The 26,479-nt window shown below is 64.5% G+C and carries 23 protein-coding genes and 1 pseudogene; 6 read left to right on the top strand and 18 right to left on the bottom strand.

Annotated features, from left to right (window positions below; translation table 11 throughout):
- The first annotated feature begins 90 nt into the window (after positions 1-90).
- The 3 genes from thrC (at position 91) to NTD82_RS08970 (ending at position 3,436) form a co-directional block, all read left to right on the top strand.
- Positions 91-1,500, top strand: a complete 1,410-nt coding sequence (gene thrC / locus NTD82_RS08980; protein WP_262128503.1) for a threonine synthase — start codon at positions 91-93, stop codon at positions 1,498-1,500.
- Positions 1,501-1,775: 275 nt separating this feature from the next.
- Complete coding sequence (locus tag NTD82_RS08975) at positions 1,776-2,987, top strand: EAL domain-containing protein (RefSeq protein ID WP_262128502.1); 1,212 nt, start codon at positions 1,776-1,778, stop codon at positions 2,985-2,987.
- A gap of 164 nt (positions 2,988-3,151) precedes the next feature.
- Positions 3,152-3,436: a DUF3509 domain-containing protein gene (locus NTD82_RS08970; RefSeq protein ID WP_095154359.1), complete on the top strand. Its 285-nt coding sequence runs from the start codon at positions 3,152-3,154 to the stop codon at positions 3,434-3,436.
- Positions 3,437-3,585: 149 nt separating this feature from the next.
- On the opposite strand, the gene NTD82_RS08965 is transcribed toward NTD82_RS08970, so the two are convergent.
- Together NTD82_RS08965 and NTD82_RS08960 are read right to left on the bottom strand one after the other, a co-directional pair.
- Entirely contained in the window at positions 3,586-4,416 is an 831-nt protein-coding gene (locus NTD82_RS08965; RefSeq protein ID WP_262128501.1) for a TIGR02285 family protein, read from the bottom strand.
- 41 nt (positions 4,417-4,457) lie between these two features.
- Positions 4,458-5,657, bottom strand: a complete 1,200-nt coding sequence (locus NTD82_RS08960) for a CaiB/BaiF CoA transferase family protein (protein ID WP_262128500.1) — start codon at positions 5,655-5,657, stop codon at positions 4,458-4,460.
- 151 nt (positions 5,658-5,808) lie between these two features.
- Here NTD82_RS08960 and NTD82_RS08955 point away from each other — a divergent pair, with 151 nt between their 5' ends.
- From NTD82_RS08955 to NTD82_RS08945, 3 genes are all read left to right on the top strand, one after another.
- Positions 5,809-6,351 (top strand): YaeQ family protein, encoded by a 543-nt coding sequence (locus NTD82_RS08955; RefSeq protein WP_095154181.1) that lies wholly within the window; start codon positions 5,809-5,811, stop codon positions 6,349-6,351.
- A gap of 45 nt (positions 6,352-6,396) precedes the next feature.
- Positions 6,397-8,106, top strand: a complete 1,710-nt coding sequence (gene recJ, locus NTD82_RS08950; RefSeq protein WP_262128499.1) for a single-stranded-DNA-specific exonuclease RecJ — start codon at positions 6,397-6,399, stop codon at positions 8,104-8,106.
- Between the two features lie 119 nt (positions 8,107-8,225).
- Complete coding sequence (locus NTD82_RS08945; protein WP_262128498.1) at positions 8,226-9,332, top strand: NADH:flavin oxidoreductase/NADH oxidase; 1,107 nt, start codon at positions 8,226-8,228, stop codon at positions 9,330-9,332.
- Positions 9,333-9,368: 36 nt separating this feature from the next.
- On the opposite strand, the gene NTD82_RS08940 is transcribed toward NTD82_RS08945, so the two are convergent.
- From NTD82_RS08940 to deoC, 16 genes and pseudogenes are all read right to left on the bottom strand, one after another.
- Positions 9,369-9,701 (bottom strand): type II toxin-antitoxin system HicB family antitoxin, encoded by a 333-nt coding sequence (locus NTD82_RS08940; RefSeq protein WP_095154178.1) that lies wholly within the window; start codon positions 9,699-9,701, stop codon positions 9,369-9,371.
- Positions 9,698-9,951 (bottom strand): annotated as a pseudogene (locus NTD82_RS08935) (type II toxin-antitoxin system HicA family toxin). Before NTD82_RS08935 ends, NTD82_RS08940 begins: the two are co-directional and overlap by 4 nt.
- Positions 9,952-10,130: 179 nt before the next feature.
- A complete protein-coding gene (locus tag NTD82_RS08930; RefSeq protein WP_262128497.1) occupies positions 10,131-11,993 on the bottom strand; it encodes an NAD(P)/FAD-dependent oxidoreductase in 1,863 nt (620 codons plus the stop codon).
- Between the two features lie 16 nt (positions 11,994-12,009).
- Positions 12,010-13,434 carry a gamma-aminobutyraldehyde dehydrogenase gene (locus NTD82_RS08925; RefSeq protein ID WP_262128496.1) on the bottom strand — a complete coding sequence of 475 codons (1,425 nt, stop codon included), beginning with the start codon at positions 13,432-13,434 and terminating at the stop codon, positions 12,010-12,012.
- Positions 13,435-13,461: 27 nt separating this feature from the next.
- Positions 13,462-14,268 carry an ABC transporter permease gene (locus NTD82_RS08920; protein WP_262128494.1) on the bottom strand — a complete coding sequence of 269 codons (807 nt, stop codon included), beginning with the start codon at positions 14,266-14,268 and terminating at the stop codon, positions 13,462-13,464.
- Positions 14,258-15,208 (bottom strand): ABC transporter permease, encoded by a 951-nt coding sequence (locus tag NTD82_RS08915; protein ID WP_095154173.1) that lies wholly within the window; start codon positions 15,206-15,208, stop codon positions 14,258-14,260. The genes NTD82_RS08920 and NTD82_RS08915 overlap by 11 nt, the downstream gene beginning before the upstream one ends.
- A gap of 1 nt (position 15,209) precedes the next feature.
- Positions 15,210-16,247 (bottom strand): ABC transporter ATP-binding protein, encoded by a 1,038-nt coding sequence (locus NTD82_RS08910; RefSeq protein WP_262128493.1) that lies wholly within the window; start codon positions 16,245-16,247, stop codon positions 15,210-15,212.
- Between the two features lie 152 nt (positions 16,248-16,399).
- The gene (gene ydcS / locus NTD82_RS08905) at positions 16,400-17,551 is read right to left on the bottom strand and encodes a putative ABC transporter substrate-binding protein YdcS (protein WP_262128492.1); all 1,152 of its coding nucleotides are present in this window, start codon (positions 17,549-17,551) and stop codon (positions 16,400-16,402) included.
- An 83-nt stretch (positions 17,552-17,634) separates the two neighbouring features.
- Positions 17,635-19,098, bottom strand: coding sequence for a gamma-aminobutyraldehyde dehydrogenase (locus NTD82_RS08900; RefSeq protein WP_262128491.1), 1,464 nt, complete (start codon positions 19,096-19,098; stop codon positions 17,635-17,637).
- Positions 19,099-19,215: 117 nt separating this feature from the next.
- Positions 19,216-20,127, bottom strand: a complete 912-nt coding sequence (locus NTD82_RS08895) for a LysR family transcriptional regulator (RefSeq protein ID WP_262128490.1) — start codon at positions 20,125-20,127, stop codon at positions 19,216-19,218.
- Positions 20,128-20,253: 126 nt separating this feature from the next.
- Entirely contained in the window at positions 20,254-20,874 is a 621-nt protein-coding gene (locus NTD82_RS08890; RefSeq protein ID WP_095154168.1) for a TetR/AcrR family transcriptional regulator, read from the bottom strand.
- Positions 20,875-20,990: 116 nt separating this feature from the next.
- A complete protein-coding gene (locus NTD82_RS08885; RefSeq protein WP_262128489.1) occupies positions 20,991-22,073 on the bottom strand; it encodes an endonuclease/exonuclease/phosphatase family protein in 1,083 nt (360 codons plus the stop codon).
- 61 nt (positions 22,074-22,134) lie between these two features.
- Entirely contained in the window at positions 22,135-23,106 is a 972-nt protein-coding gene (locus NTD82_RS08880; RefSeq protein WP_262128488.1) for a S1/P1 nuclease, read from the bottom strand.
- Entirely contained in the window at positions 23,103-24,383 is a 1,281-nt protein-coding gene (locus NTD82_RS08875; protein WP_262128487.1) for a phosphopentomutase, read from the bottom strand. The genes NTD82_RS08880 and NTD82_RS08875 overlap by 4 nt, the downstream gene beginning before the upstream one ends.
- The gene (deoA, locus tag NTD82_RS08870; RefSeq protein ID WP_095154164.1) at positions 24,380-25,702 is read right to left on the bottom strand and encodes a thymidine phosphorylase; all 1,323 of its coding nucleotides are present in this window, start codon (positions 25,700-25,702) and stop codon (positions 24,380-24,382) included. Before deoA ends, NTD82_RS08875 begins: the two co-directional genes overlap by 4 nt.
- Positions 25,702-26,478 (bottom strand): deoxyribose-phosphate aldolase, encoded by a 777-nt coding sequence (gene deoC / locus NTD82_RS08865; RefSeq protein WP_262128486.1) that lies wholly within the window; start codon positions 26,476-26,478, stop codon positions 25,702-25,704. Before deoC ends, deoA begins: the two co-directional genes overlap by 1 nt.
- Between the last annotated feature and the right edge of the window lies 1 nt (position 26,479).

The following is a 26,479-nucleotide window of genomic DNA, read 5'->3' as shown; positions in this document are numbered from 1 at the left end:
AGCTGCAAGTTACAAGCTGCAAGAAGGTGCACCGCCGCTCTCTTGCAGCTTCACGCTTGAAGCTTGCAGCTCAAAGAAAGGTTTGCCCTCATGCGCTATATCAGTACCCGTGGCCAGGCTCCTGCCCTGAATTTCGAAGACGTGCTGCTGGCCGGTCTTGCCAGCGATGGCGGTCTTTATGTGCCGGAAAACCTGCCGCGTTTCACCCAGGAAGAGATCGCTTCCTGGGCCGGCCTGCCATACCACGAGCTGGCGTTCCGGGTGATGCGCCCGTTCGTCACCGGCAGCATCGCCGACGCCGATTTCAAGAAGATTCTCGAAGAAACCTACGGTGAGTTCGCTCACGCCGCGATCGCACCGCTGCGTCAACTGAACAGCAACGAATGGGTGCTGGAGCTGTTCCACGGCCCAACCCTGGCGTTCAAGGACTTCGCCCTGCAACTGCTCGGTCGTCTGCTGGACCACGTGCTGGTCAAGCGCGGCGAGCGCGTCGTGATCATCGGTGCTACCAGTGGTGATACCGGTTCCGCGGCCATCGAAGGCTGCCGCCGTTGCGACAACGTCGATATCTTCATCCTGCATCCGCACCAGCGCGTGTCGGAAGTGCAGCGTCGCCAGATGACCACCATCTTCGGCGAGAACATCCACAACATCGCCATCGAAGGCAACTTCGATGACTGCCAGGAAATGGTCAAGGCCAGCTTCGCCGATCAGGACTTCCTCAAGGGCACTCGCCTGGTAGCGGTCAACTCGATCAACTGGGCGCGGATCATGGCCCAGATCGTCTACTACTTCCACGCGGCCCTGCAGTTGGGCGGCCCGGCGCGTTCCGTGGCGTTCTCGGTGCCGACCGGCAACTTCGGCGACATCTTCGCCGGCTACCTGGCGCGCAACATGGGCCTGCCGATCAGCCAACTGATCGTCGCCACCAACCGCAACGACATCCTGCACCGCTTCATGAGCGGCAACCAGTACGTCAAGGAAACCCTGCACGCGACCCTGTCGCCGTCGATGGACATCATGGTGTCGTCGAACTTCGAGCGCCTGCTGTTCGACCTGCACGGTCGTAACGGCGCGGCTATCGCCGAGCTGATGGCCAACTTCAAGCAGGGTGGCGGCTTCAGCGTCGAAGAAGACCGTTGGGTCGAAGCCCGCAAGCTGTTCGATTCCCTGGCCGTCGATGACGCGCAGACCTGCGAAACCATCGCCGAAGTCTTCGCCCAGACGGGCGAGATCCTCGATCCGCACACCGCGATCGGCGTCAAGGCCGGCCGCGAGTGCCGTCGCAGCCTGGATACGCCGATGGTGGTGCTGGGCACCGCGCACCCGGTCAAATTCCCGGAAGCGGTGGAGAAGGCCGGCATCGGCAAGGAACTGGAACTGCCAGCCCACCTGACCGACCTGTTCTCCCGTGAAGAGCGGTGCACGGTCCTGGCCAACGACCTGAGCCAGGTTCAGGCTTTCGTCAGCAAGCACGGCAACCGCGGCAAACCGCTCTGATCGGACACCGGAAAAGAAAAAGCCCGTCGAGTGACGGGCTTTTTCTTTTCCGGCTGCAAGCTGCGAGCTACAAGAAAGAGCAGGTATCGCGCAGGTCGGTTTGTTCTTGCAGCGTGACACTTGAAGCTTGCAACTGCGTTTCAGGCCGGTTCGTCGGCGGCGGTTGGAAATGGAGCGCTAAATTTGGGATTTTTCCTATAGGGCCGCCGTTCTGTTTTCCCTAGAGTTGCGACTTTGTGCCGCCGCACGAGCCTGCAACCTGCGGAGAAACGTTGATGCACTCGCTCAAGGTCCTGATCCTCGAAGACCATCCCTTTCAACTCATGGCATTGCACCAGATGCTCAACGCCAACGGCGTGTTCGACGTCCTGGCCGCCGAGTCGGTGGAGTGCGCGAAGCAGATGCTGGCCCGCCGTGGGCCGGTGGATATCGCCATCTGCGACCTGTACATGGAAGGTGCCGACGGTTTGGCGTTGATCCGGCACCTGGCGGAAAACGCGCTGGCTGACGCGTTGATCGTCCTCAGTGATGCCGAGCCCGCGCTGCTCGACAGCATTGGCGAGCTGTCCCGGCAGCTTGGTCTGCACCTGCTGGGCTGCGTGCGCAAGCCGGCCAGTTGCGCCACGCTGCACCGCCTGCTGTCGCAGTACTGCGAAGACGCACACGTGCCACAACAGGCGGGCGTACCGCCGCATATCCTCGAACTGACTCGCCTGTCTCCCGAGCAACTGGCCTTGTCCCGCGCGCAGTGGCGGGTTCGTTACCAGCCGATGATCTGCGCCGCGGGTGCGCTGGTTGGCGTCGAAGCGAGCGTGCGCTGGCAGCACCCGACCCTTGGTCTGTTGGCACCGGGCCAGTTCTTTACCGTGCCCAATGGGGTCGGGCTGCTCGACGTGCTGACCTGGCATGTGCTCGAACATGCACTGGCTTTCAGTTCGGTGACCTGCCTTGGCGGTGGTCAGCCGCTACCGGTGACGGTGGAACTGCCACCCGCGTTGTTGCCGGATGCCGGCTTCGTCGCACGGTTGGCGCAACTGCTGGTGACGCTGGAACTGCCTGCCAGCGTGCTCACGCTGACGTTGAAGGAGGGCCACTGTGGCCTGCTCGACGGCGAGCAATGGGCGGTGTTGCGGCAGCTCGGTTGTCGTCTTGCACTGGAATGTTCAGGCAGCGCCGCCGGCCATCTGCCGCAACTGTTTGCGCTGCCCCTGAGTGAATTGAAGTTGCCTGCCGAGTTGCTGCGCGGCCTGGCCGCTGACGGCAAGAAGTCGGGCGCGGTGGCGACGGCGTTGATCCTGGCGCGGCGCCTGGCGTTGGACGTGGTGGTGCAGGGCGTGGAGACCTTCAACGATTGGCGGGCCCTGAACCATGTAGGAAAACCGCGGGTGCAAGGTGGTTTTGTCGCGAGGCCGATGGGCGAAGAAGAGTTGTTGAAGTGGATGAGTGCCCATGAGCCGGCGGCGCTGGCACGAAACGGTGCGGCTTGAGCTGGCTACTGGCTTTCTGATATTAATCAGGGGTGCAGATTGAATCTGTCATGTTCCGTGGGCATTCTCGCTGAACGTGTAGCGAAGTGACCTGGCCGAACTTTCCCGCCGCTCACAGGGTCAGTTAAAGACCCTTTGTCCTAACGAGGTGAATAGTGAACAAGATGGAATCTGTCAGCTTGTTGCTCAACGAAGCATTCGCACCTTATCTGGTCACGCTGGCGCCCCAGGGGACTACCGATTTTGCCTTGTCGCTGAGCGACGAGTCCGGCCTGGAAGTGTTGCAGCGCACGGTCAGGGCCAGCCAGTTGCAGGATCAGCGCCTGCTGGTGGACTTGGTGGACGGTCTGCAACGCGATCTGCGCATTGCCGAAGGACGTTTGCAGCCCTGTGTGATCGCGGCCTGGCAACACGCCCGACAGGATAGGAATTTATCGGCTACCTTGTAGGAACCTTTCCTTAGCAACGTAATCAGACCTTATACAGGCAGCCAGATGGCATTTTGCTCCGATGCTTTCTGACTGTCATACACGAGGCCCAAGGGCCTTCGTTTAACCCCGAGCGGCCTCCCCACCGTCCGGGGTTTCTTTTTGCCTGTTTACGGCGCGTCATCGTCGAAAAAGCGTTCGGCATCCTTCATGTAGCTTTCGCGCATTTGCGGGTCGAGCCACTGGCCATAGAGCGGCGGCAGGGTTTCCTTGCGCAGCTCCAGCAGCAACTGGTTGATGTGGGTAACGGCTTCGTGACCCAGCGGCGTATCGGAACAGCCGACGTGGATGAACTGGTACTGCGTCACGCCCTGGATCGGGTAGAACACCAGATCGTCCAATGACTGGCCCAGTTCAAGGCTCAGATAACGCACCTCTGGCCAGTAGGCCAGCAGCCATTTCAGCCGCCCCAGATGCTGCATCTGCAGAAGGCTTCTGACCGCGTCGGTGCCGTAATGTGGCGTCAGGTTTTCCGCGGGCGTGGTCTTCAGCACGCTGTCGATCGGTGTGCTGTAGCTGCGTTCGGCGACCATGCCGAGCCGGGCCGGCGGGTTGGCCAGCAGGGCCTTGAGGTCGACGGCATGGTTGACCAGGAACGGCTCCACCAGCGCCTGGTCCTGCTTGCGCACCACCAGGCCGTTGCTCAGGGTGCCCATGCTCGGCACCGAAAAATGGATGAAGCGCGCACGTTCGGGCGTCCAGAGCAGCGTCGGGTCGCAATTGAAACCGCCCTCCTGGAGCATCTGCAAGGCTCGGGCACGGTTGACCCGCTGGATGCTGTGGTCGTACTCGGGCATGCGCTCGATCAGCATCGCCAGCATCTGATCCACCGCGCCCTGGCTTTTGCGCGAACCCTCGAAAATCGTCAGCGGCGGCAAATCACGCAGCAGCCAGACCAGCCGCTCCTTCGCCCACGCTGCGCCCGGCGCGGCCAGCAGCATGCCGAGCAGAGCGCCCAGGCCGAGTCGCCGCAGCGCCCCGGTCAGATGGCACCCTGTTCACGAAGATTGGCGATGGCCGCTGCGCTGTAGCCCAGCTCACCCAATAACCGCTCGGTGTGTTCGCCCAGTTCTGGACCGACCCATTCGGCGGAACCCGGGGTATCGGAGAGCTTGGGCACGATGCCGGGCATCTTGAACGGCTTGCCGTCGGGCAGCCTGGCCTGGAGGAACATCTCGCGGGCGAGGTATTGCGGGTCGCTGAACATGTCTTCGGCGGAATAGATGCGGCTGGCCGGCACTTCCGCGTCGTTGAGCGTCTGCATCAAGGTGTCCAGCGGCACGCTGTTGGCCCAGCGGTCGATCACGCCATACAGCTCGTCGCGGCGCAGGTCGCGGCCGTCGTTGCTGGCCAGGGTCGGGTCGTCGGCGAGGTCGGGGCGACCGATCGCCAGCATGAAGCGCTTGAAGATTGCGTCGCCGTTGGCGCCGATCTGCACGTGCTTGCCGTCGGCGCTGGTGTGGATGGAAGAGGGCGTGATGCCGGGCATGATGTTGCCGGTGCGCTCGCGGATGAAGCCGAATACGTCGAACTCCGGAACCATGCTTTCCATCATGGCGAAGATCGCTTCGTACAGCGCCACGTCCACCACTTGGCCTTCGCCACCGTTCACCTCGCGGTGGCGCAGCGCCATGAGCGCGCCGATCACACCCCACAGGGCGGCAATGGAATCACCGATGGAAATCCCGGTGCGCACGGGCGGGCGGTCTTCGAAGCCGGTGATGTAGCGCAGCCCGCCCATGGACTCGCCCACCGCGCCGAAGCCCGGCTGGTCTTTCATCGGCCCGGTCTGGCCGAAGCCGGACAGGCGCACCATCACCAGTTTCGGGTTCAGCGCCTTGAGCACGTCCCAGCCCAGGCCGAGCTTTTCCAGCACGCCGGGGCGGAAGTTCTCGATGAGGATGTCGGCATCGGCCAGCAGGCGCTTGAGGATCGCCAGGCCGTCGGGATGCTTGAGGTTGAGGGTCAGCGACTGCTTGTTGCGCGCCTGGACGAACCACCACAGCGAGGTGCCCTCGTAGAGCTTGCGCCACTTGCGCAGCGGGTCGCCGCCGTCGGGTGACTCGACCTTGACCACCTGGGCGCCGAATTCGGCACAGATCCGCGAGGCGAACGGTCCGGCAATCAGGGTTCCGAGTTCGACGACCTTGAGGCCGGCAAGAGGTTTGCTGGGCAGCGACATAAGACATCCGTGGCGGTGGGCAAGGCGCTCGTTTTTATCACAGGGCGAAAGGCTCAGATACTGTTGTAGCTCATGATTGTGGGTTCGCTTAGTTGATAGCCGTCGCATCGGGTAGACTGGGCGACTTTCCCCGTTATCAGAAGCCCGCCCCATGGCCCAGCCGTCCACCACCTACAAATTCGAACTGAACCTCACTGACCTCGACCGCGGCGTGTACGAAAGCGTCAAGCAGACCATCGCCCGCCACCCTTCGGAAACCGAAGAGCGCATGGCCGTGCGGCTGCTGGCCTACGCCTTCTGGTACAACGAGCAGTTGTCGTTCGGGCGTGGTCTGTCGGACGTCGATGAGCCTGCGCTGTGGGAAAAGAGCCTGGATGACCGCGTTCTGCACTGGATCGAAGTCGGCCAGCCGGACGCCGATCGCCTGACCTGGTGCTCGCGCCGCACCGAGCGCACCAGCCTGCTGGCTTACGGCAGCCTGCGTGTGTGGACCGGCAAGGTAGTCGATGCGGTCAAGGGCCTGAAGAACGTCAATATCGCCGCGGTGCCGCAAGAGGTGCTGGAAACCCTGTCTACCAACATGCCGCGCGCCATCAAGTGGGACGTGATGATCAGCGAAGGGACGATCTTCGTCACCGACGACCGTGGTCAGCATGAAGTCCAGTTGGAGTGGTTGCTGGGTGATCGCGGCTAAGCAGCCGTCCGTTTTTTTGTTTTTCATGGAAGCCAAAGCCGTCCCATGCGTATCGAGCCGCGTTCACTGCCGTCCACCCTGCCGTTTCTTGGCGACCTGCCACCCCTGCTGACCCGCCTGTACGCCGCCCGTGGCGTGCAGAGCGCGGAAGAGCTGGACAAGAGCCTGGGCCGGCTGCTGCCGTACCAGATGCTCAAGGGCATCGATGCCGCGGTGGACCTGCTGCTGGACGCCCTGGCCAAGCGCCAGCGCATCCTTATCGTCGGTGACTTCGATGCCGACGGCGCCACCGCCAGTACGGTCGGCGTGCTCGGCCTACGTCTTCTCGGTGCGGCCCATGTCGATTATCTGGTGCCCAACCGCTTCGAATATGGCTACGGCCTGACCCCGGAAATCGTTGCAGTAGCGCTGCAGCGCTCGCCGGACCTGCTGGTCACCGTGGATAACGGCATTTCCAGCGTCGAAGGCGTGGCGGCGGCGCGGGCGGCGGGGCTGAAAGTGCTGGTCACCGACCACCACTTGCCCGGCAGCGAATTGCCCCAGGCCGATGCGATCGTCAACCCGAACCAGCCGGGGTGCGAGTTCCCGAGCAAGTCGTTGGCCGGCGTCGGGGTGATCTTCTATGTGCTGCTGGCATTGCGCGCGCAACTGCGCAGCCTTGGCCACTTCCAGGACAAACCGCAACCCAACCTCGGCGAACTGCTGGATCTGGTGGCCCTGGGCAGTGTGGCCGACGTGGTGCCGCTGGACGCCAACAACCGCATCCTGGTGCACCAGGGCCTGGAGCGGATTCGCGCCGGTCGCGCCCGCCCCGGACTCAAGGCGATTCTGGAGGTGGCGCGCCGCGATCACCAGCGCATCACCTCCACCGACCTCGGCTTTATCATCGGCCCGCGCCTCAACGCCGCCGGACGCCTGGATGACATGAGCCTGGGCATCGAATGCCTGCTTAGCGAAGACCCGCAACTGGCGCGGGACATGGCTGCGCAACTGGACGAACTGAACCAGGACCGCAAGTCCATCGAGCAGGGCATGCAGCGCGAAGCCCTGGCCCAGCTCAAGGACCTGCCGGTGGAATCCATGCCGTTCGGCCTGTGCCTGTTCGAAGCCGATTGGCACCAGGGCGTGATCGGTATCCTCGCTTCGCGGATGAAAGAGCGCTATCACCGTCCGACCATCGCCTTTGCCGATGCTGGCGAAGGCATGCTCAAGGGCTCGGCGCGGTCGGTGCCGGGCTTTCATATTCGCGACGCGCTGGACGCCGTGGCGGCGCGTCATCCGCAGCTCATCAGCAAATTCGGCGGCCACGCCATGGCGGCGGGCCTGTCGTTGCCGGCAGAGAATTTCCCGGCGTTCGCCGAGGCCTTCGACGAGGAAGTCCGGCGCCAGCTGCGTGAAGAAGACCTGACCGGCCGGTTGCTGTCCGACGGCACCTTGGCGGTCGAGGAATTCCACCTCGAACTGGCCCGCGCCCTGCGCCATGCCGGGCCGTGGGGTCAACACTTCCCCGAGCCGTTGTTCCACGGCGTGTTCCAGTTGGTGGAGCAGCGGGTGGTGGGCGAGCGGCACCTGAAGGTGGTGCTCAAGAGCGAATGCGGTGCGGTCCGGCTGGACGGCATTGCCTTCAGTGTCGACCGCGAAGTCTGGCCGAACCCCACCGTGCGCTGGGTGGAACTGGCCTACAAGCTCGACGTCAACGAGTTCCGCGGCCAGGAAAGCGTGCAGTTGATGATCGCGCACATGGAGCCGCGCTGATCGGTCCGCTGACCCGAGGGTAGGAAACTGGTCTAGGCTCAGTAGGACCGGCACTGAGCCGCAGGGAAGAATGAGCGCTCGGTTCGGCCTACCATTCGGAGTCATGGAGAGGTGCCCTCATGAGCCTGTTGCTTGAGCCATACACCCTGCGTCAGTTGACCCTGCCTAACCGCATCGCCGTTTCCCCCATGTGCCAGTATTCCAGCGTCGATGGCCTGGCCAACGACTGGCACTTGGTGCACCTCGGCAGTCGGGCGGTCGGTGGCGCCGGCCTGGTGATCACCGAAGCCGTGGCGGTTACCGCCGACGGTCGCATCACCGCCCAGGACCTGGGCCTGTGGGACGACGCGCAGATCCCGGCGCTACAGCGAATCACTCGTTTCATCACCGCTCAAGGCGCCGTGCCGGGTATCCAGTTGGCCCATGCCGGGCGCAAGGCCAGCACCCATCGGCCGTGGCTGGGCAAGCATGGCAGCGTCAAGCCGGAAGACGGCGGCTGGATCCCGGTGGGACCGTCAAAAATCGCCTTCGACCCGCAACACACGCCGCCCACCGAACTCAGCGAATCGCAGATCCGTGATGTCATCGATGCCTTCGTCGCCGCGGCGAAAAGGGCGTTGGTGGCGGGGTTCAAGGTGGTCGAAATCCACGCGGCCCATGGTTATCTGCTGCACCAGTTTCTGTCGCCGTTGAGCAACCAGCGGCGTGACAGCTATGGCAGTTGCTTCGACAACCGCATCCGCCTGACCCTGCAAGTCACCGAGGCGGTGCGCGAGGTCTGGCCGGATTCCCTGCCGCTGTTCGTGCGGGTGTCGGCGACCGACTGGGTCGAGGATGGCTGGAACCCGGACGAAACCGTCGAACTGGCCAGACGCCTCAGGGCGTTGGGCGTGGACCTGATCGACGTGTCCTCCGGCGGCACCTCGATGAACGCCGAGATTCCCACCGGCCCTGGCTACCAGACCCGTTTTGCCGAGCGGGTGCGCAAAGAGTCGGAGATTGCCACCGGCACCGTCGGCATGATCACCGAGCCGGCCCAGGCCGAGCATATCCTGCGCACCGGCCAGGCTGACCTGATCTTCCTCGCCCGCGAGCTGCTGCGTGATCCGTACTGGCCGCTGCATGCGGACGATGATCTGGGCGGCAACAAAGCGGTCTGGCCGGCGCAGTATCAGCGGGCGACCAGTCGGGAGCAGCCGATTCATGAGTCGGATTTGAGGGATTGAACATGTTGGGGGGCAGATCGCACGATCTGCCCGCTTTCAGGCGTGGGCTGCTTGATTCAGCACGTCATTGACCCATTGATTGATGCTTTTTTGTTCCAGCTCGGCTTTAGCGGCCACGCTGGCATGTAGTTCCGGTTCAAGGCGCAGGCTCAGTTTTCCGGAATAGGTTTTCTGCGGCTCGCGCCCCAACCGGGCGCAGGTTTGCAGATAATCATCCACCGCCTCCTCGAAAGCAGTGCGCAACTCCGAGACGGATTCGCCATGGAAGCCAATCACATCGCGAATACCTGCTACATGACCGACCAGCAGTTGGTCTTCATCGCTGTACTCGATTCGAGCGGAATATCCCTTGTAGGTCATTACGTTCATGGGGTCACTCCTGCCTGCTCCAGAAACAGGCGCGCATCGCGAACCTGGTAGGGCTTGGCATGTTTGTCGGGGTGAGGGCGATGAAAGTCGCGATCACTCCATTGAGATCAAAACGAACCCTGGAGCCACTGCCTTCGATCACCGCAGCTCCGACACTGTTGAGCAGTGACTCGATACGGGACCATTCAAGGCTCTTGGGTAGCGGTTTGCTGAAGATCAACTTCAAGGTGCTGGGTTGATGATTATTCATGGTATCAAACTATGATACCAGCCGATTTTGCTCAATCTTCCGGGCGTAGGAGAGGGTGGAGGGTGTTGTAGCCGGCTTCTTTGAATAAGACAGCCACCCTGTGCTGGATGGGTTTGGGGCCGCTGGGCGGCCCTTCGCGGCTAACAGCCGCTCCTACAGGTTCTGCGTCAAACCACGGTTCAACCCAACTCCCCAACTGCCCGCCACGCCTCATCAATCGCCGCATGCGCGTAAGCGCTCCACGCCGCATCCGAGTTGGCGATGGTGACGTTGCCCAGCGGTTTCTTCGCTTGTTCCATCCACTTTTCAGTCTGTCCGGCGTCGTCGTACAGGCTGTTGGTGAAGCACGCATAGCCGTGGGACCAGCGGTTGACGGTGATCGCCAGAATATCTTTCTGGTGATCAAAGCCACCGGGGCCGAGCATCCGCTGTAGCTGCTCCCGCAACTGTGCCTCAAGCTGATCGAAACTTTGTGCGTAAAGTTTTGCCCGCCCGGTCCGCGCCTGGTCGCGGGCGTTCATGCCGGCGTTAGGCGTGGTCGGGACGTAGACCAAGTGCAAGCCGATCGGCTTCGACGGGTCTCGCGGGTGCTCGTAGCCGCCCATGCTCACCGGATAGTCCAGCTTGATCCGGCTGTAAGGCTGGGTCGCGGCGTAGATTTCGTGCACGCCAAGCTTCTGGAACGCCTGCCAGTTACGCACCACGACCTTGGTGTACACCAGCGGGAACTTGACGTTCTGGCTCAGCGCGTTGGCCTGTTCGGCCGGCAGGTCGCGCAGCAGGTACGGGATCATCATGTTGTAGCAGGCCAGCACGCAGTGTTTGCCGCGCACCTGTGTCAGTTGCCCGCCACGGCTGTAGCCGATGTTCACCCCGCCATCGACGTTGCGCACGCTCACCGCCGTGCTGTTCAGGCGGATGCGCACCGGGTGCGCGGCCTGGTCCAGTTGGCCGTAGTCGAATTTCGCCAGGACGATGTCTTCCATGTCCTTGCCCGGCGCCACCTGCGGAATCAGGCTGCGCACCAGCAGCCGGGCGACCGAGGCGTTGCCGTCGGGGAAGTGATAGATGTACGGCTCTTCCATCTCCGCCCGGGCTTCTTCGCTGATGGGGTCGAGTTGCATGGCGGCGAAGCCCGGGAAGCCGACGTTGTAGGCGTCGGCGGCGGCCACGGCATCGATACTCAGGGCCATGAAGTCATTGGTGCGGCCCTGGAAATAGGCCACCGCCGTCGGCGACAGGCCCACGTCCTTGAGCAGGAAGTCGCGGTAACTGGTGCGTTCCAGGTGCGCGGTTTTTTCGTCCTTGCTCTTGCCGGCCAGGTAGTCCCGCGGTGCTTCGTGCAGGTCGATCAGTGCCTTGCGGTCGGCTTCCGGCAGCGGGAAGTCGTTGATGAAATCGCGGATCGAGCGGGCATTGAGGCGCTCGGGGGCGATGTCGTCGGCCACCATCGGCGTCGGGTCGCCGGTCACCAGCTTGTCTTCCCCGAAAGTCTCCTTGTCGAAGAACACCCCGCGAGACAGCTTCAGGTCCGGGTAGAAGTTGCGGTCGAAGGCGGTTTCGAAGCGCTTGATGTCCACGCCCAGCGCCTTGAGCAGGCCGTTCACTTCCTTGCTGTAAAGGTGGTTCGGCGACTGGAAGGCTTCGCTGCCGCCATAGCCGATGATCATCTGGCCGCCGGCGCTGAATTCGTTGCGCTTGGCGTGGCCGCCAAAGTCGTCGTGGTTCTCCAGCACCAGAATCCGCGCTTGCGGGTGACGCTGGCGATAGAACCAGGCCGCCGACAGGCCGCTGAGGCCGCCGCCGACCACTACCAGGTCGTACTGTTCGGCGATGGGCAGGGTGTCGGTGTCGAACGTCTTTTTTTCCCAACCCATCTGGTGCGCCACTTCAAAGGCGCCCGCGTGGCTGCCGCGCAGGCCGGTCAGCGTCGGCGGATAGTAGCGTCCGTCCGGTGCGGCCTGGAGGATCTGCAGCGGGGTCATCCCCGCCGCGATGCCGATGGCGACGCCGTTGAGAAAGTCGCGTCGTGTGATTTGCATGCAAGGTTCCTGTCGATCAGTGCTTGAACATCACGTGTCTGATGCACGTGTAGTCTTCCAGGCCGTACATGGACATGTCCTTGCCGTAGCCGGAGAGTTTCTGGCCGCCGTGAGGCATTTCGCTGACCAGCATGAAGTGCGTGTTGACCCAGGTGCAGCCGTATTGCAGACGCGCCGATACGCGGTGGGCGCGGCCGGTGTCGTTGGTCCACAGCGACGAGGCCAGGCCGTAGTCGGAATCGTTGGCCCACGCCAGCACCTGGGCTTCGTCGTCGAAGCGGGTGACCGAGACCACCGGACCGAACACCTCGCGACGCACGATCTCGTCGTCTTGCTGGGCATCGGCCAGCACCGTCGGCTCGAAGAAGAAACCGTCGCCGGGCACCGCCTTGCCGCCCGTGACCAGGCGGATATGCGGCTGGGCGACGGCACGTTCGACGAAGCCCGCCACGCGGTCGCGGTGCTGCGCGGTGATCAGCGGGCCAAGCTCGGTGTCCGGGTCGTCCTGCAGGCCGTACTTGATGCTGGAAACCGCCTTGCCGAGTTTTTCCACGAACTGCTCGTAGATGCCGCTCTGCGCGTAGATGCGGCACGCCGCGGTGCAATCCTGCCCGGCGTTGTAGAAGCCGAAAGTGCGGATGCCTTCGACGGCGGCGTCGATATCGGCGTCGTCGAAGATGATCACCGGGGCCTTGCCGCCCAGTTCCATGTGCATGCGCTTCACGCTGTCGGCGGTGCTGGAAATGATGTTGGCGCCGGTGGCGATGGAGCCGGTCAGCGAAACCATGCGCACCTTCGGGTGGGTGACCAGTGGCGCACCGACGCTCGGGCCCTTGCCGAAGACGATATTGAGCACACCCGCCGGGAAGATCTCGGCGGCGATCTGCGCCAGGCGCAGGGCGGTCAGCGGGGTCTGCTCGGACGGCTTGAGCACCACGGTGTTGCCGGCGGCCAGGGCCGGGGCGATCTTCCAGGCGACCATCATCAGCGGGTAGTTCCACGGCGCGATGGAGGCGATCACTCCGACCGGGTCGCGGCGGATCATCGAGGTGTGGCCCGGCAGGTACTCGCCCGCCGCCGAGCCGTTGAGGCAGCGGCTGGCGCCGGCGAAGAAGCGGAACACGTCGGCGATGGCCGGAATCTCGTCGTTCAGCGCGGCGCTGTAGGGCTTGCCGCAGTTGTCCGATTCCAGTTTCGCCAGTTCCTCGCCGTTGGCTTCGATGGCGTCGGCCAGTTTCAGCAGCAGCAGCGAACGGTCCTTGGGCACGGTCTGCGACCAGGCGTCGAAGGCGTGGTCGGCGGCGCGCACGGCGGCATCGACCTGGGCCGAGGTGGCCTCGTTGATGGTCACCAGGGTGGTGCCCCGCGACGGGTTGAGCACGTCGTGGCCCGGTCCTTCGCCGGCCACCAGTTGGCCGTTGATCAGCAGCTTGGTTTGCATGATTCAGTCCTCGTCAGGCAGTCAGGGTTATTTGCCGCTGCCAGCGACGCTTTCGCCGCCGCGGGTCAGGTAGTAGGCGCCAAGGATCGGCAGCATGGTCACCATCATCACCAGCATGGCGACCACGTTGGTCACGGGGACGTCGCGCGGCCGGCTGAGCTGGTTGAGCAGCCAGATCGGCAGGGTGCGTTCGTGCCCGGCGGTGAAGGTAGTCACGATGATTTCGTCGAACGACAGGGCGAACGCCAGCATGCCCCCCGCCAGCAGCGCCGAGCCGAGGTTCGGCAGGATGATGTAGCGGAAGGTCTGCCAGCCGTCGGCGCCGAGGTCCATCGAGGCCTCGATCAGGCTTTGCGAGGTACGGCGCAGGCGGGCGATGACGTTGTTGTAGACGATCACCACGCAGAAGGTCGCGTGGCCGACGACGATGGTGAAGATCCCCGGCTCGATGCCCAGGCTCTTGAACGCCGACAGCAGGGCGATACCGGTGATGATGCCGGGCAGGGCGATCGGCAGGATCAGCATCAGCGAGATGCCTTCCTTGCCGAAAAAGCTGCGCCGGTACAGCGCCGCCGAGGCCAGGGTGCCGAGCACCAGGGCGATCAGCGTGGCCAGGCAGGCGACTTGCAGCGACAGCTTGATCGACTCGAGCACGTCAGGCCGCGAGAAGGCCACGCTGAACCACTTCAGGGTCAGGCCCTGGGGTGGGAAGCTGAACGCCGAGTCTTCGGTGTTGAAGGCGTAGAGGAAGATGATCAGGATCGGGAAGTGCAGGAACACCAGCCCGCCCCAGGCCGCCAGGCGCAGGCCCAGCGAAGCTTTTTCAGAGTGCATCGAAGGCCCCCAGGCGTTTGACGATGGACAGGTAGATGGCGATCAGCACGATCGGCACCAGGGTGAACGCCGCGGCCATCGGCATGTTGCCGATCGCGCCCTGCTGGGCGTAGACCATGCTGCCGATGAAGTAGCCGGGCGGACCCACCAGTTGCGGGACGATGAAGTCGCCGAGGGTCAGCGAGAAGGTGAAGATCGAGCCGGCAGCGATGCCCGGCACCGACAGCGGCAGGATCACCTGCATCAGGGTTTGCCGTGGGGTGGCGCCGAGGTCCGCCGAGGCTTGCAGCAGCGACGGCGGCAGGCGTTCCAGCGAGGCCTGGATCGGCAGGATCATGAATGGCAGCCAAATGTAGACGAACACCATGAAGCGCCCCAGGTGCGAGGTCGACAGCGTGCTGCCGCCCACGCCCGGGATGCCGAGGATGAATTGCAGCACCGGCTCCAGATTGAGCGCCTGCACGAACCACTGCGCCACGCCGCCCTTGGCCAGCAGCAGGGTCCAGGCGTAGGCCTTGACGATGTAGCTGGCCCACATCGGCATCATCACCGCGATGTAGAAGAACGCCTTGGTCTTGCCCGTGGTGTAGCGCGCCATGTAGTAGGCGATCGGGAAGGCCAGTGCCGCGCTGCCGATGGACACCGCGACGGCCATGCCCAGGGTGCGCAGGATGATGTCGAAGTTCGCCGGGTTGAACAGCGCGGCGAAGTTGGCCAGGGTCAGGTCCGGCGTCACCGCCATGGTGAAGTCGTCGAAGGTGTAGAACCCCTGCCACAACAGGCTCAGCAGTGAGCCGAGGTAGATCGCGCCGAACCAGATCAGTGGCGGGATCAGCAGCAGCGCCAGGTACAGGTTGGGTTTGCGGTACAGCAGGGTCGAGAAACGCCGCATCGGCGATCCCGCCGCAGTCAGCGCCGGTTTTTCCAGGGCCAGGCTCATTTCAGCGACCCTCGCTCAGCACGGTTTCGGCCAGTGGCGTCATGGCTTCCCGCGCCCAGTGCGCGGCCAGGCGCTGGCCCGGCTGCAACTGGGCGGCCTCGGTCTGCCACTGGTTGTTGGCCTGGCTGACGTTGAGCAACTGACCGTTGTCCAGTTTCAGTTCGTAGCGGGTGGCGCTGCCTTGGTACTGGATGTCGTGCAGCACGCCGCTGATCTGCACCTGGTCGCTGGCCGCGGCATCGCCGAGGCGGATGTGCTCGGGGCGGATCGAGAACGGCTGGACGCTGCCGCTCAACTGGCTGGCCAGCTCACCACGGACCACGTTGGACGTGCCGACGAACTCGGCGACGAAGGTGGTCGCGGGCTTCATGTACAGGTTGCGCGGGGTGTCCACCTGCTCGATGCGACCGCGGTTGAACACGGCGACGCGGTCGGACATCGACAGCGCTTCGGTCTGGTCATGGGTGACGAAGATGAAGGTGATGCCGAGCTGGCGCTGGAGCTTTTTCAGCTCGGATTGCATCTGTTCGCGCAGCTTCAGGTCGAGGGCGCCCAGCGGCTCGTCGAGCAGCAGCACGCGCGGGCGGTTGACCAGGGCGCGAGCCAGGGCCACGCGCTGGCGCTGGCCACCGGACAATTGCACCGGCTTGCGCCCGCCGTAGCCGCCGAGGGCGACCATGCCCAGGGCTTCTTCGGCGCGGGCGTGCCGTTCCTGTTTGCCGATGCCCTTGACCTTGAGGCCGTAGGCGACGTTGTCCAGCACGCTCATGTGCGGGAACAGCGCGTAGTCCTGGAACACCGTGTTGACGTCGCGCTGGTAGGGCGGCAGGCCGGCGGCCTCGGCGCCGTGGATGCGGATCGAGCCGTGGCTCGGTTGTTCGAAGCCGGCGATCAGGCGCAGGCAGGTGGTTTTGCCCGAGCCGGAAGGGCCGAGCATGGAAAAGAACTCGCCGTCCTGGATATCGATGGACACCCGGTCGACGGCTTTCACCTCGCCGAACAAACGGGAAACCTGGGTGAACTGGACTGCAAGGGTCATGGTGCGGTGCTCCGGATAGGCATGGGGGTGTGCAGCGGCCCAGGCCTGGACGACTGAACTGATGTGGAGATTTTTTTGGGGGGGCATCGCGAGCGAGCTCGCTCCTACCTGTGGGATGTAGGAGCGAGCTTGCTCGCGATGAGGTCGGTCGCTTACCGCCCGCCCATGATCGCAATGTAATCCTGGGTCCAGCGGCTATACGGCACGAACTTGCCGCCTTCAGCCTGCGGGGTTTTCCAGAAGGCGATCTTGTCGAACTGGTCGAAGCCGTTGGTCTTGCAGCCTTCGGCGCCCAGCAGTTCGCTGCCGGTGCAGGCCGCTGGCACCGCCGGCGACGAACCGAACCAGGCGGCAACGTCACCCTGCACCTTCGGTTGCAGCGACCAGTCCATCCACTTGTAGGCGCAGTTCGGGTGCTTGGCCTCGGCGTGCAGCATGGTGGTGTCGGCCCAGCCGGTGGCGCCTTCTTTCGGAATGGTCGAGGCCACAGGCTGGTTGTCGGCTTTCAGGCCGTTGACCATGTAGCCCCACGAGCTGGACGCGGCCACGCCTTCGTTTTTCACGTCGCTCATCTGCACGGTCGCGTCATGCCAGTAGCGGTGGATCAGCGGCTGTTGCTGGCGCAGCAGATCGAGCACCGCCTTGTATTGGACTTCGGTCAGTTCATACGGGTTCTGGATGCCCAGTTCCGGCTTGGTCGATTTCAGGTACAGCGCCGCGTCGGCGATGTAGATCGGGCCGTCATAGGCCTGCACGCGGCCTTTGTTCGGCTTGCCGTCCGGCAGGTTCTGCGGTTCGAACACCACGCTCCAACTGGTCGGTGCCTGCGGGAAGACCTGGGTGTTGTACATCAGCACGTTCGGGCCCCACTGGTAAGGCGTGCCGTACACCTGCTTGTTGACCACGTACCACGCGCCGTCTTGCAGACGCGGGTCAATGTTTTTCCAGTTCGGGATCAGTGCGGTATTGATCGGCTGCACGCGCTTGCCGACGATCAGCCGCAGCGAGGCGTCGCCCGACGCGGTGACCAGGTCGTAGCCGCCCTTGGCCATCAGGCTGACCATTTCGTCGGAGGTCGCGGCGGTTTTCACGCTGACCTTGCAGCCGGTTTCCTTCTCGAAACCGGTGACCCAGTCGTAGTTCTTGTCGCTTTCACCGCGCTCGATATAGCCGGGCCAGGCGACGATATCCAGTTGGCCTTCGCCGGCACCCACAGCCTTCAGCGGTTCGGCGGCCTGCAGGCTGGCGCTGGCCAGCAGGGCGGTGCTCAGGGCGCTGAGCAATGCGGTCTTGTGCACGAACATGGTGTTCCCTCTTTTTCAAATTATGGTCGGGGCAGTAAGTGAAAGCGGTACAACGGTCTTGTTAGCGTAGTGCGTATCGGTATTCAGCTCAGGTGTTCGCCGTGGCGGGCCATGATGTGTCTGACCACGCTGTAGTCCTGCAGCGAATCACTGGACAGGTCTTTTCCATAGCCGGAGCGTTTCAGGCCGCCGTGGGGCATTTCGCTGACCAGCATGAAATGGCTGTTGATCCAGGTGCAGCCGTACTGCAAGCGCGCGGCGACCTGCATCGCCTTGTCCAGGTCGCGGGTCCAGACCGAGGAGGCGAGGCCGTATTCGGAGTCGTTGGCCCAGTCCACCGCCTGTGACAGCTCGTCGAAGCGGGTCACGGTGACCACCGGGCCGAACACTTCGCGCTGGACGATCTCGTCGCTCTGCTTGCAGCCGGCCAGCAGGGTCGGCTGGTAATAGTAGCCAGGGCCTGAATGCACGGCGGCGCCGGTGACCCGTTCGATATGCGGCTGGCTCAGGGCGCGCTCGACGAAGCTGGCCACGCGGTCGCGTTGGCGGATGCTGATCAGCGGGCCGATCTCGTTGTCGGCGTCACGCTTGCCGGCGAAGCGCAGGCTGCTGACCGCCGCGCCGAGTTCGGCCACCAGTTGGTCGTGAATGCCGGCCTGGGCGTAGATGCGGCAGGCGGCGGTGCAGTCCTGGCCGGCGTTGTAATAGCCGTAGCTGCGCACGCCCTCGACCACGGCCTTGAGGTCGGCGTCGTTGCAGACGATCACCGGGGCCTTGCCGCCCAGTTCCAGGTGGGTGCGTTTGAGGGTCTTGGCCGCGGCCTGGAGGATTTTCTGCCCGGTGACGATATCGCCGGTGAGCGAGACCATGCGCACCTTGGCGTGGCTGACCAGATGGCTGCCAACCCCTTCGCCGCCGCCGCAAACGATATTCAGCACGCCGGGCGGCAGCAGCTCGGCGAGGGTCGGCGCGAGGGCCAGGATCGACAGCGGGGTGTGCTCGGACGGTTTGAACACCAGGGTGTTGCCGGCGGCGAGGGCCGGGGCGATCTTCCACGCGGCCATCATGATCGGGTAGTTCCACGGCGCGATGGACGCCACCACGCCCAGCGGATCGCGGCGGACCATGCTGGTGTAGCCGGGCAGGTATTCACCGGCCAGTTGCCCGGTCTGGCAGCGCACGGCGCCGGCGAAAAAGCGGAACACGTCGATGGCGGCCGGCAGGTCGTCCTGGCGCGCCAGGTGCAGCGGCTTGCCACAGTTGAGGGCTTCGAGGCGGGCCAGGTGATCGGCCTGCCGCTGCATGGCATCGGCGATGGCCAGGAGAATGTTCGAACGCTGTTGCGGCGTGGTCCGCGACCAGGTGGCAAAGGCGCGGTGGGCGACCTGGATCGCCGCCTCGACCTGTTCGGTACTGGCCTCGGCGATCTGCGTCAGCACTTCGCCGTTGGCCGGGTTGAAGATTGGCTCGGCCAGGCCCGCGCCGGCAACCAGTTCGCCATCGATCAACAAGGCTGTGGACAGCGGGGTCGAGTGCGCACCGGACATTCTTCGAGTTCTCTGTTGTTTTAATTATTCGCTCGCCAGGGGTGGGCGATATTTCTTACAGAGCCTAGAGCGGTGTGCGCAGGTCGACAAATTCTAAATATTGAAGGGGGCGTTCGATTAAATAGATGGCTTGCGGGCGCTGCCCGGTTCGCGGGCTACGGTCAGGAACGGGTCCACCAGCGCCGGCCGCGCCGTACCCCGGCGCCAGGCCAGGCCGATATCGAGGGTCTGGTTGAGATCGGCCAGCGGCCGCGCCTCGATGATGTCGCCTTCCAGCGACCAGGGGCGGTAGGTCATGTCCGGCTGGATCGACACGCCGAGGCCCGCCGCCACCAGGCTGCGCACCGCCTCGGTGGACGCCGTGCGCAGGCTGATGCGTGCCTGCAGGCCGGCGCCGGCCCACATGCGCCGGGCGTTCTGCTCCATTTCATCGACATTGAGCTGGATCAGCGGCTCGTCCGCGACATCGGCGAGGCTGATGCTGTCGCGCTCCAGCAGCGGGTGCTGGGCCGGCAGCCAGAGACGGTGCGGCGAGTGGGTGAGGACCTCGGTCTGCAGGGCCAGGCGGTCTTCGAGGTTGGACAGGATAAGCACGCCGACGTCGATTTCGCCGGCCACCAGCAGGTGCTCGATATACGGCCGTTCGTCTTCGGTCACGCGGATTTCGACGTTGGGGTAGGCGCGCTGGAAGCGGGTCAGCAGGTCGGCGAGGTAATAACCGGCGACCAGGCTGGTCACGCCGATGGTCAATTGCCCGGCGACCTGGTCGGTGCTCTGTTGCAGGCTGCGCTTGGCGTTATCCACCGTGGCGAGGATCAGGTGCGCCTGGCGCAGGAACTGATGGCCTTGGTGGGTCAGGGTCATGCCCTTGGCGTGACGGCTGAACAGGCTGACGCCGATTTCCTCTTCCAGTTGCTGGATCGCCAGGGTCAGGGTGGACTGGGAAATGAACACCGCCTGGGCGGCGGCGGAAATCGACCCGGTTTCGGCGACGGCGATGAAATGACGGATCTGGCGCAGGGTCATCATGGCGGGGAGGCTTTTATGAGTTTTGTTGGTGCCTGGCAGTGTATATCTTTTTTTTAGATGGCTTGGGGCGCTGGCTTCTCGGGACGCCACAGCGAAGCGATAACGCCCGAAAGGCCGACAGCGGTCTCAGGGCTCCAGTCCGATCCCCCGCAACACCACCGCCGTCACGGTCTGCACGGCCCGCTCGAACTGTTCGTCGCTCAGCGGCTGGTGATCGTTGAGCGCCCTGACCTGGTAGTCGAAGTCGGCGTAGTGCTGGGTCGAGGCCCAGATCATGTAGAGCAACGCGAACGGTTCAACGTCGCGGATACGTTTTTCCTCTACCCACTGGCGAATCTTGTTCTCCTTGAACTTGGCGCCGGCGAACAGGTGTTCGTCGAGGATGTCACGGAACAGCGGGGCGCCGTGCATGATCTCGTTGGCCCAGAGTTTCGAGCCATGGGGGCGGATGCGCGAGTGGGTCATCTTTTCGCGCACGTAGCTGGTCAGCACCACGCGCGGGTCGTCGAAGTGCACGAAGCAGGCGCCTTCGCGCTCCCATACCTTGAGCAGGTTGACCAGCACTTCGCGGTACAGGTCGTCCTTGGTGGTGAAGTAGTAATGCAGGTTCGAGCGGGGCAGGTCGGCGCGCTTGGCGATGTCGGACATGGAGGTGCCCGCGTGGCCCTGTTCGGCGAAGACCTGTTCGGCAGCCAAGAGGATTTTCTCGACGTTTTTGCGCCGGATGTTGATCTTGTGGTTTGTCATTCCGTTCCTTGGCGTTGCCACTTGTGGCGGCAACGCTACTACAAACACCGGGTGATTTCGTTGACGTGGGACGCGTGCCAGGGTCGCTGGAGCCACAGTCTTGTCGGACAATTCTGTCAGCGATGGATCTCCGCGTACATCGGCCAGTGATCGGAGACGCCCTCGGGGTATTTGCCGCCCTCGAAGCGCGCCGGCGAGCCCCATTTGTTCACTTGATAGCGGCTCTGATGAGGCAGGCGGATGCTGGCGGGATCGACCTTCCAGCCGTTGAAACCGGTGGTGGTCATTTGCTGCGGGAACAGCAGCATGTCGAAGAACGACCACTCGCGGTTGCGGTGGTAGTAATAGCTGCCCTTGCAGTCGTTGCAGCCGATCAGGTGCGACACGCTCCAGGTGCTGGTGAGGCGGTCGGCGATGTAGCGGTGCTGGCGCTCTTCGCCGGCGTTGATGTTGAAGTCGCCACCGACGATCGGCAGCACATCCGCAGGCAACTGACGCTTGAGCTCGGCCAGGTAGTCCACCGCCTGGCGCCGAAGATAGCCGGGGCCGCCGCCGGAGGGCAGGTGCACGGCGAACACCGAGGCTTTCTGGCCGTCCGGCAGGAGCAGGCGTACTTCGAGAATGCCGCGGGTCTTGCCGGTTTTATCGGAGCTGTCGCCGTTCTCGTTGCGGTAGGGGACCTTGTGCAGGATCGGTCGATCCCACTGCGGCAGGCGGCTCAGCACGGCGGTGTCGATACCACGCTCGTCCCAGCCTTCCAGCAACACGCGGGTCTGGTAGTCGGACGTGCCGAGGCGGGCGTTGAGCATGTCCACCACGTTCAGGTTTTCCACTTCTTCCAGCAGCAGGATATCGGGACCGCGCCCGTTGCCGATCTGGCCAATGACGCCCGCCAGGCGGGTGAGTTTTTCGTCCAGCCGGGCATCGGTCCAGTCGTTGTTCTCGCACTCGTCGCGCCAGGCCGCCACGGTGATTCTGGCGCAGGTCGCCAGGTAATCGGGATGTGCCTGCTTCACGCTGCGCGGCAGGTAGGCGAAATCTTCCTTGCCCTCGTCGTGGACGGTGTCGAACAGGTTTTCGACGTTCCAGGTCATCAGTGACACACGCTGTTCGCCCTTACCGGAGGGGGGCGTAGCGGCGCAACCGGCGAGGCCGAGGGCAAGCAGTAACGGCAGGAAACGCAGGCTTGGAGAGTTCATGGCTACTCACGTTAAGCGAAGAAAAAAATGGCCGGCAAGACCACCCCGGCCAAAAGGGGATTCAGGACGCGGGACGACCGGCGACCAACGCGGCGTTGAGCAGTCGGGCAAGGCGGGCGGAGGCTAGCTGCACCTGTTTCTCGGCAACCGGCACGAAGGTGCTCATGTACTTGCCGTCGATGCCGTCGCCCGCGCCGTCACGCGGTTTTTCGTTCATCAGCTTGTCGCCACGGCTGTAGTCCTTGCCGGAGCGGTTGTATTCGATGTTCTTGGCGGCGTAGTCGATATCGCCGCTGTCGTCATCGCCCTGGGCGCGATGGGTGGGCAACTTGCGTTTCTTCTCGGCCTTTTGCGGGTAGATGCCGCCGTCGCGAACGATCTGGCAGGCCTGTTGCGACCACTGCGCGGGGTTGTCCGAGTCGGCTGCGGGAAGGTCTTTCTGTAGCTTGTCGGCGTAGGTCTTCACGTCCAGCTTGGCCGAGCCGAGCAGGAAGTCATCCCACACCTGGCGCAGGTTGTAGGTCTTGCCGCCGGCCTTGACCGGGAAGTCGTAGCCGCCCTTGTCGTCCTTGAAGCTGTTGTTCAGCGGCGAGCTGGCATCGCTGGTGTGGTGGATCAGGAACAGCAGGGCCATCAGGCGCGTCTGGTTGGGCGCCTTGGGATCGGCCAGGGCGGCGCGATTCCGTTCGATGGCGGCGACGCTGCAGATGCCGTCCGGGCAGTCGCGCGGGAGCTGGAAGGTGCAATCGTCAGCCTTGTAGATCACCAGCCGCTGGTTTTTGGTTTGCTGCCACAGCTCTTTGGTCTGTGGGTTCTGGTCCAGGTTGCCGGCCCAGTTGGCCACCACGGCGAAGTCGGTCTGCTTGATCAGGCCCAGCAGGCGCCCGGCCTCGGCCTTCGCCTCGGGGGTGAGCTGGCGCTGGGTCAGTTCGCCGACCAGGGCCGTGCCCTGTTGGCCCCAGGCCAGGACCTGGCCGGCCCACAAGCCGGCGACCAGCATCAGGCCGTTACGCAGGGATTGGCGTGCATTCATTTGCAGGTACTCCGTGGCGCGGCGCACTGGCCGCGGGGTGAGGGTGAGGTGAAATGTGTCGAGAGGAACGAGCGCCCGTGGGTGCAGGGCGGCATGCCGAAAAAGGCGGCCAGGGTCTGGCCGATATCGGCGAAGGTATCCCGCTCGCCAAGGCTGCCGGCGCTGACGCCGTTGCCCCAGGCGAGCACCGGGATGTGTTCGCGGGTGTGGTCGCTGCCCGGCGCGCTGGGGTCGCAGCCGTGGTCGGCGGCAAGGATCAGCAGATCCTGCGGGCCCATCTGCGCCAGCAGTTCAGGCAGGCGCTGGTCGAAGGCTTCGAGGGCCGCGGCGTAGCCGGCAGTATCGCGGCGGTGGCCGTAGAGCATGTCGAAGTCGACGAAGTTGCTGAACACCAGGGTGTTGTCCGGTGCATCGGCCAGGGCCTGCAACGTGGCATCGAACAGCGCGGCGTTGCCGTCGCCCTTGTACTGCCGGCTGATGCCCTGGTGGGCGAAGATGTCGCCGATCTTGCCAACGGCGAACACCTGGCCGCCGCTGGCGCACAGGCGCTCGAGCAGGGTCGGCGCCGGCGGTGGCACCGCATAGTCGCGGCGGTTGCCGGTGCGCCGGTAATGCGCGGCGCTGTCGCCGAGGAACGGCCGGGCGATGACCCGGCCGATGCCGTAGGGGTTGCACAGTTCGCGGGCCAGTTCGCACAGGGCGTACAGCCGCTCCAGGCCGAAACGGGTTTCGTGGGCGGCGATCTGCAGTACGCTGTCGGCTGAGGTGTAGAGAATCGGCTGGCCGCTGCGAACGTGCGCGTCGCCGAGCCGTTCGATGATCGCGGTGCCCGAGGCGTGGCAGTTGCCGAGGGTGCCGGGCAGCTCGCCGCGGGTAATCAGTGCGTTCAGCAGTTCGGGTGGAAAGCTGTGTTCCGGCGCGGGGAAATAACCCCAGTCGAACAGCACCGGCACGCCGGCAATTTCCCAGTGGCCGGACGGTGTGTCCTTGCCGCTGGACAATTCCCTGGCGTAACCCCACGCGCCCTCGACCGGACCGTCGGCGCGCAGGCCCGGCGGGAAGACGCCGCCACTGAGGGCCGTGGCATGACCCAGGCCGAGTCGCGCCAGGTTCGGCAGGTGCAGTGGCCCCTGGCGTCCGCGATCATCGGCCTCGCCGCGGGCACAGGCCTCGGCGATATGCAGCAGGGTGTTGGCGCCGGCATCGCCGAAGCGCTCGGCGTCGGCGCTGGCGCCGATACCCAGGGAGTCGAGGACCAGCAGCAGGGCGCGCTTCATTGCGGCTCCAGGCACAGGCGGGAAATCAGCGCGGGCGCCTCGAAGGGCACGCCGGCAATGCGGTAGGCCGCCTGCACCGCAGCGGCGGCCTGCTCGGCCTGGGCCAGGTCGCGGGCGTGCACCCGTGCCAGAGGCTGGTTGGGGCCGACCGCTTCGCCGGGGAAACACAGGCGGGTGAGCCCCACGGCGGGGTCGATCGGGTCTTGCGGGTTGCGTCGACCGCCGCCGAGGTTGACCACCGCCAGACCGATGGCGCGGGTGTCGATGCTGTGCACGATGCCCGCTTGCGGTGCCGGCACCGGGATCACCACCGGTGCGGCCGGCAGGTGCGCGTCGGGGCGCTCGGTCAGGTCGGCGGGGCCGCCAAGGGCCTCGACCATGCGCTGGAAACGCTGCAGTGCCGCACCGCTGTGCCAGGCGGCAAGCAGTTGCTCGCGGGCCAGTTCGAGGCTGCTGGCGAGCCCGGCGCAGAGCAGGGTCTGTTCCGCCAGGGCCAGGGTCACCTCCCACAGGCGCGGGCTACGCACTTCACCGCGCAGCAGGGCGATGGCTTCCTCGACTTCCAGGGCATTGCCCGCCGAGCGGGCCAGGGGCTGGCTCATGTCGGTGATCAGCGCCCGGGTGCGGACCCCTGCGCCATTGGCCACGGCGACGATGCTTTCGGCCAGTGCCGTGGCATCGCCGGGCAGGGCCATGAATGCACCATTGCCCATCTTCACGTCGATCAGCAGCACATCAAGGCCCGCTGCCAGTTTCTTGCTCAGGATCGAGGTGATGATCAGGTCGATCGACTCCACCGTGCCGGTGACATCGCGGATGGCGTACAGGCGCTTGTCCGCCGGCGCCAGGTCGTTGGTCTGGCCGATGATGGCGCAGCCGACCCCGGCCACCACCTCGCGCAGCTTCGCCATATCCGGCTGGCTGTCGTAGCCGGGGATGCTGTCGAGCTTGTCGAGGGTGCCGCCGGTGTGACCGAGGCCGCGCCCGGAGATCATCGGCACGTAGCAGCCGCAAGCCGCCAGCAGTGGCGCGAGCGGCAGGCTGACCAGGTCGCCGATGCCGCCGGTGGAGTGCTTGTCCACCACCGGCCCGGGCAGGTTCCAGCTCAGCACCCGGCCGGAGTCACGCATCGCCGAGGCCAGGGCAATGCGCTCCTCGACGTTGAGTCCCTTGAGCAATACGGCCATGGCAAAGGCGGCCGCCTGGCCTTCGCTGATGCTGAAATCGGTGATGCCGCTGACGAAGCGGCGGATATCCGCATCGTCGAGCACCTTGCCGTCGCGTTTGCGGCGGATCACTTCCTGTGGGAGCCAGGCCATCAGTACGCTCCTCGCGTCGGGCTGGCCGTGTCCGTGCCGAGGTGGCGCAGCAGGTCGTCGAGCAGGCTGGAAGCGCCCAGGCGCAGATGCCGCGGCGAGATCCAGTGCGGGCCATTGATCTGTTCGGCCAGTTGCAGATAGACCCGCGCATCGGCCAGCGTCCTGATGCCGCCCGCCGGTTTCAGGCCAACGTGGGTGCCGCTCGTGGCGATGCATTCGAGCATGATCCGCGCCGCCTCGACGCTGGCATTGACCTTCACTTTGCCGGTGCTGGTCTTGATGAAGTCGGCGCCGGCATCGATGGCATCCAGGCTGGCCTGGCGGATCAGCGCCGGGGACGCCAGCTCGCCGGTCTCCAGAATCACCTTGAGCACTGCGCGGTCTGCGCACAGCGCCTTGCAGGCGCGGACCAGGGCGAAGCCGCTGTCGGCATCGCCGGCCAGCAGCGCGCGCCAGGGGTAGACCATATCGATTTCATCGGCGCCGTCGGCCAGGGCCTGGCGGGTCTGTTCGAGCACTTCGTCAACGGGTGCGCTGCCGGCGGGGAAGTTGACCACGGTGGCCACCGCCACGGTCTGCGCGCCGAGTTCATCGAGGGTCTTGCGTGCCAGGGCAACGAAGCGCGGGTACACGCAGACCGCGGCCACGTGGCCGGCCGGGGTTGTGGCTTTGTGGCACAACTCGACGATGTGCGCGTCGCTGTCATCGTCGTTCAAGGAGGTGAGGTCCATCAGCGCAATCAGCGTGCGCGAGTGCTTTGCATCGAGTTCGGTCATG

Origin of the sequence: Pseudomonas sp. 5P_5.1_Bac1 (genome assembly GCF_025466015.1) — a bacterium.
In the GTDB taxonomy this organism is placed as follows: domain Bacteria; phylum Pseudomonadota; class Gammaproteobacteria; order Pseudomonadales; family Pseudomonadaceae; genus Aquipseudomonas.
The sequence above is the reverse complement of the archived record's forward strand: the minus strand, read 5'-3'. Positions and strand labels throughout refer to the sequence as shown.